We start from the raw sequence: 5,751 nt of genomic DNA, 5'->3' as shown, positions 1-5,751 counted from the left end.
GCCCCGGACCGGCGAGCACGACCACGGCGGCCTGGTCCGGGGCCGGTTCGGCGGCCGGCACCGCGGGGCGGGCATGGCCGGAGGCGGCCCCGGCGCGGGCGGCCCGGGCAGGACCGTCGGCCCGGGTGCCGGCGGCACGGGCCGGGCCGGCGGGACCGTCGGCCCGGGTGACGGCGGCACGGGCAGGGCCGGCGGGACCGACGGCGCGGATGACGTCGTCGGCACGGGCGACGGGCGCGGGGCAGGGGCAGTCCGGCCAGCCGGCGGGCCGCGGCGGGGCGGGGGCCGCCAGCGTCTCGGACGCCCCGCCGAGCGGCGCGGCGGGGAACGCCCCGGCGCCGGCGGTGAACGCGACCGCGACCGCCAGGCCGGTCAGCAGTCGCGCGGCCCACCGCGCCACCCACCACAAGGGACAGGTGAGCGCGACGGTAGCCACGCGATCACGCTACCGCCGGGTCCGCCGGCCCGCACCGCCACCGGGCGTGTCGGCCCGCGCCGCACCGGGCAGGCTGGAGACACCCGCCCCGGTGGCGCGGGTCGCCGCACGGCGGTGGACGCCCGGGTGGCCGGGACCGTCAGCGCGAGTCGACGTACGCCGATCGGCGGTCGGGCTGCGGGTCGGCGGGCCGGGGGCGCGGCACGGCGTTGCCCCGCTCCCCCGGCGGCGGCGCGGGGCCGCCGGGGGCCTCCCCGGCGCCGTCGCCGCCCCGCGGCGTCGCCCGGGCCGGCCTGCGCGGGGTGAGCAGCCGCATCATCGGCGTCTCGACGAAGCGGTGCAACAGGCCGGCCAGGGCCAGGTTGACCAGCAGGAAACCGAGCACCACCGCCAGCCCCCACCAGCCGGGGAAGCCGACGCCCCAGTCGCCGCTGAGCCGCAGAACAGTGATCATGACCAGGACGTGCACCAGGTAGAAGGCGAAGGAGACCTCGCCGAGCCACACCATGGGGCGGGAGCGCCACGGCGAGCGCCGACCGCGCACGTCCGCGTCCGCCGCCGCGGCGATCACGAGGATGTACGCCACCGAGAGCAACGCCGCCCACAGTTCGGCGCGGACCCACTGGGCGGCGACCACCCAGGTCGCCACGAAGACCAGGCTGGCCAGCGGCAGGCCCGGCCCCCGCCACCGGCCACGCCGCATCAGCTCGGCGGCGGCCACGCCCATCCAGAACTCCAGCGACCGTACGGGCGGGAAGACCTGGGTGAACCACCAGCGACTCTCCTCCGGCACCAGGGCCTGGGCCGGCCAGAGCGCCAGGATCAGCAGCGGCACCGCGACCACGACGGCCCACAGCGCCCACGGCCTGGCCCGGCGGATCAGGGGCAGCGCCAGCGGCAGGCAGAGGTAGAAGAAGAACTCGCAGGACAGCGACCAGCTGACCGTGTTGATGCTGTAGAAGTGGCCCGGCCGGGGGTCCCAGGCCTGGAGGAGGAACAGGTTCTCCACCGCGACGGCCGGGTCCACGGGGTCGGCGAGCCAGGCCGCGACCGCCAGGGCCGCGGCCCACAGCACGACGTGGCTCGGCCAGATCTTGGCCACCCGGCGGCGCCAGAACGCCCGACGGGTGTCGCTGGGGCGCGCCGACCAGACCAGCACGAAGCCGCTGAGAATGAAGAAGAACTGCACGCCGGAGAGGCCGAGGGCGAAGGCCCAGTCCACGACGGCCTTGTGGCCGGGCTCGACGATGATGCCCATCGTCGCGACGTGGAAGCCGAAGACGAGCAGGGCGGCGACCCAGCGCAGCCCGGTCAGCGACGGCAGGCGGTTCGCCGAGGACGCGGGCCGGGAGGCCGGCGCGACGGTCGCGACGTCCGTCATGCCGGCATCCCGACGATCCGCAGGGTCACCAGCACGTACGTCTCCTCCTCGGCCCCGTCGTCGGCAGCCCCGGAGGGCGCCTGTGGCGGTCCGCCGCGCGACGCCGCCCGCCGGGCACCCTACCCGCCGGACCTGAGGCTCTGTGCCGTCCCGCCCGTGAGTGCCCGTTCTGCTCCGTCGGGGAGCGCCTGTTCCTCCCGTTCCCGGCGACCGTTCCGTCCCTTTCTGTGACGGCGGTGACACGTGTCCGGTCCACACCCGAGCGGTGGCTAGTATTCCGGGACCCGGAGGTGACGAGAGGCGGGACAAATGCACCAGCGGATCCTGATGCGGGCGAAGAAGGGCCCATTCGACGTCTACTCGCCGGAGGAGACGTACGAGCGAAACTGGATCGGCGAGAACAACGGCAACCTCGTCTTCAGCCACGCCGCCCACAAGCTCCTGCGCACCGCCACCGCCGAGATCACCTCGACCGAGTTCAGGGTCAATCCGCGCGAAGCCGACATGATCAACGAGAAGTACGACGTCTACGTCGTACCGCTCGCCAACGCCTTCCGACGCAGCTACGCCCACCGCGTCGAGGCCATGACGAAACTCATCGAGCAGCTGAAGATCCCGGTCGTGGTGCTCGGGGTCGGCGTGCAGACCGACGTCAACGGCGACCGGGAGTACCTCCGCCCGATCGACGACGTCGTGACCCGGTTCGTACGGGCCGTCCTCGACCGCTCGCACAGCATCGGCGTCCGGGGCGAGATCACCCGGGACTACCTGCGCACCCTGGGCTTCTCCGCCGTCGACGTGATCGGCTGCCCGTCGATGTTCCTGCACGGCGACAGCCTGCGGGTGGAGAAGAGGAAGGCGGCGCTGGAGCCGGACGACAGGCTCGCGCTCACCGTCTCACCGTACGTCACGTCGATGGCGGAGATCATCGCCCGGCACCAGGAGCGGTACCCGAACCTGCGCTACCTGCCCCAGGACCTCAAGACGCTCGGCACGCTGCTCTACGGCGACGCCCCCGCGGAACGGGGCAAGTCCAGCAAGATCCCGGTCCACACCTCGCACCCGCTGTTCACCGAGGACAAGGTGCGGATGTTCGTCGACCCCTGGACCTGGATGGACTACCTCTCCGGGTTCGAGTTCGCGTTCGGCACCCGGATCCACGGCACCATCACCGCGCTGGTCTCCGGCACGCCCGGCTACCTGTTCGCGCACGACTCGCGCACCCTGGAGCTCGCCCGGTACTTCGACATCCCGCACCGGGTGATGCGGGACGTGCCGGCCGACATCGACGCCGCCCAGCTCTACGAGGAGGCGGACTACACGGCGCTCAACGACGGGCACAAGTCGCGCTACGAGACGATGCTGGCCTTCCTCGCCAAGCACGAGCTCGGCAACGCCTTCGCCGACGGCGACAGCGCGGCCCGGTTCGACGCGCAGGTCAGGTCCACCACCTTCCCGCCCGCCGTACGCCCGGCCGCCGCGACCTCCCCCGACGTGCTGCTGGAGCGGATCCAGTGGCTGCGCGACCGCAACGCCGAGCTGCGCAAGGAGACGGAGGCGCTGCGCGGGCAGCGGCTGCAGACCCGCGTCAAGCAGGTGATCGGCGGCCGGGTGCGCCGGATGCTGAACCGCTGAGGCGGCGTCCGCACCGCCCGGCCGGGAGCTGAGCCGCCGCGCCCGTCCCGTCCCGGGCGGGCGCGCGCAGACTCGCGGCCGCCCGGCACACCGCTTCCGTACACCTGTACCAACATGGCGGGTACGCTGGGCGGATGACCGGGGCCGCCTACCAGCCGTCGATGCTCGACCTCACCGCCGCCGCACCGTCGCTGAGCCCGCTGGCCGGCCGGCTGCGCCGGCACCCGCTCACCCACGGCGCGTGGGTCGACCATCTCCCCGGCTGGGTCGCCGGCTCCGACCAGGTCTTCGACGTCCTGCTGCGGGACGTCCCCTGGCGGGCCGAGCGCCGCACGATGTACGACGCCGAGGTCGACGTGCCCAGGCTGCTCTGCTGGTACGCCGGGCACCGCCCGCTGCCGCACCCGCTGCTCACGGAGGCGCGCACCGCCCTCACCCGGTACTACGCCCCCGAGCTCGGCGAGCCCTTCGTCACCGCCGGCATGTGCCTCTACCGCTCCGGCCGCGACAGCGTCGCCTGGCACGGCGACACCCAGGGCCGCTCCGCGCACACCGACACCATGGTCGCCATCGTCTCGTTCGGCTCGCCGCGCGCGCTGCTGCTGCGGCCCCGCGGCGGCGGTGACAGCCTGCGCTTCCCGCTCGGTCACGGCGACCTCGTGGTGATGGGCGGCTCCTGCCAGCGCACCTGGGAGCACGCCGTGCCCAAGACCACCCGACCCGTCGGGCCCCGGGTCAGCGTCCAGTTCCGCCCCGCCGGCGTCGCCTGACCCACCCGACCGGGCGGCAACCGGTCGCGGGCCGGCACGGCTCCGCCCGGGCCACCGACCGGGCACGCCGGGCCACCGGCCGGACCGGTTCCGGGGCCACCGGCCGGACCGTGCCCGGGCCACCGGCCGGACCGCGCCGGGGCTCTGCTAGAAACGACTCCTGGGTTTCACCTGCGCCCCCGTCACCTCTTGCCGACGCGAAGGGCGTTCCATGACCCAGTCCTCCACCGAGCCGCGCTCCCGTTGGTCCGCGTGGGCGGTCCACGGCGACGGCCGGTCCATCCGCCCCGGCGACGTGGTCCACCCCGGCGAACGCCTCTCCTGGCCGCGCACCCTCGGCGTCGGCGTGCAGCACGTCGTGGCCATGTTCGGCGCCACCTTCACGGTGCCGCTGATCACCGGTTTCCCGCCCGCCACCACGCTCTTCTTCTCCGGGCTCGGCACGCTGCTGTTCCTGCTGATCACCGGCAACCGGCTGCCCTCGTACCTCGGCTCGTCCTTCGCCTTCATCGCGCCGGTGCTGGCGGCCAAGGCCGGCGGGGACATCGGCCCGGCGCTCGGCGGCATCGTCGTCGCCGGCGCGGCGCTGGCCGCCGTCGGGCTGGTCGTCCAGCTCGCCGGGTCACGCTGGATCGACGCGCTGATGCCGCCCGTGGTCACCGGGGCGATCGTCGCGCTGATCGGCCTGAATCTCGCCCCGGTCGCCTGGGACGGCGGCGGGAGCGGCACCGGCGTGAAGGCGCAGCCGCTGATCGCGGTGGTGACCCTGGCCGCCATCCTGCTCGCCACGGTGGCCTTCCGCGGCTTCCTCGCCCGGCTGTCCATCCTGCTGGGGGTGGTGGTCGGCTGGGTCCTCGCCGCCGCGCTCGGCGACCTGGACCCGAAGGCGGTCGACGGGCTGCGGAACGCCGCCTGGGTCGGTCTGCCCGAGTTCCACACGCCGAGCTTCAGCCTGCGCGCGGTCGTGCTGGTGATCCCGGTGATCCTGGTGCTGATCGCCGAGAACGCCGGGCACGTCAAGGCGGTCGCCGCGATGACCGGCCGGAACCTGGACCGGGACATGGGTCGGGCGTTCATGGGCGACGGGTTGGCCACGATGCTCGCCGGGTCCGGCGGCGGGTCCGGCACCACCACCTACGCGGAGAACATCGGCGTGATGGCGGCGACCAGGGTCTACTCCACCGCCGCGTACTGGGTGGCCGGCCTGACGGCGGTGCTGCTCGGGCTCAGCCCGAAGTTCGGCGCGCTGATCCTCACCGTGCCGGCCGGCGTGCTCGGCGGCGCCACCACCGCCCTGTACGGCCTGATCGCCATCCTCGGCGCGCGCATCTGGATCGAGAACCGGGTGGACTTCCACGACCCGGTGAACCTGATGACCGCCGCCGTCGCGGTGGTCGTCGGCGCGGCCAACTACACCCTCACCGCCGGCGACCTGTCGTTCAACGGCATCGCCCTGGGCACCGCCGCCGCCCTCGCCGTCTACCACGGCATGCGCCTGGTGGCCCACCTGCGCGGCACCACCCCCACCC

Annotated in this window: 5 protein-coding genes; 3 read left to right on the top strand and 2 right to left on the bottom strand. The window is 74.2% G+C overall.

What is annotated here, in order from left to right; all coding sequences use genetic code 11:
* Both ACSNN9_RS27445 and ACSNN9_RS27440 read right to left on the bottom strand, forming a co-directional pair.
* Positions 1-436, bottom strand: a 436-nt coding sequence (locus ACSNN9_RS27445; RefSeq protein WP_436676183.1) for a hypothetical protein, incomplete at its 3' end; no start/stop codon positions are given.
* A gap of 139 nt (positions 437-575) precedes the next feature.
* Positions 576-1,817 carry an acyltransferase family protein gene (locus tag ACSNN9_RS27440; protein WP_436676182.1) on the bottom strand — a complete coding sequence of 414 codons (1,242 nt, stop codon included), beginning with the start codon at positions 1,815-1,817 and terminating at the stop codon, positions 576-578.
* Positions 1,818-2,126: 309 nt separating this feature from the next.
* On the opposite strand from ACSNN9_RS27440, the gene ACSNN9_RS27435 reads away from it, so the two are divergent.
* The 3 genes from ACSNN9_RS27435 to ACSNN9_RS27425 all read left to right on the top strand — a co-directional run.
* Positions 2,127-3,452 carry a polysaccharide pyruvyl transferase family protein gene (locus ACSNN9_RS27435; protein WP_436676180.1) on the top strand — a complete coding sequence of 442 codons (1,326 nt, stop codon included), beginning with the start codon at positions 2,127-2,129 and terminating at the stop codon, positions 3,450-3,452.
* A 134-nt stretch (positions 3,453-3,586) separates the two neighbouring features.
* Positions 3,587-4,222, top strand: a complete 636-nt coding sequence (locus ACSNN9_RS27430) for an alpha-ketoglutarate-dependent dioxygenase AlkB (protein WP_436676179.1) — start codon at positions 3,587-3,589, stop codon at positions 4,220-4,222.
* A 211-nt stretch (positions 4,223-4,433) separates the two neighbouring features.
* Positions 4,434-5,751, top strand: a 1,318-nt coding sequence (locus ACSNN9_RS27425) for a uracil-xanthine permease family protein (RefSeq protein WP_436676177.1), incomplete at its 3' end; no start/stop codon positions are given.

It is taken from the genome of Micromonospora sp. URMC 107 (assembly GCF_051386315.1).
Lineage (GTDB): Bacteria > Actinomycetota > Actinomycetes > Mycobacteriales > Micromonosporaceae > Micromonospora.
This window is presented reverse-complemented; position numbering and strand designations above follow the sequence as displayed.

Coding starts and splice junctions, on each gene's coding strand:
- ACSNN9_RS27435 (WP_436676180.1), top strand. CDS start 2,127: ATGCACCAGCGGATCCTGATGCGGGCGAAGAAGGGCCCATTCGACGTC.
- ACSNN9_RS27440 (WP_436676182.1), bottom strand. CDS start 1,817: ATGACGGACGTCGCGACCGTCGCGCCGGCCTCCCGGCCCGCGTCCTCG.
- ACSNN9_RS27430 (WP_436676179.1), top strand. CDS start 3,587: ATGACCGGGGCCGCCTACCAGCCGTCGATGCTCGACCTCACCGCCGCC.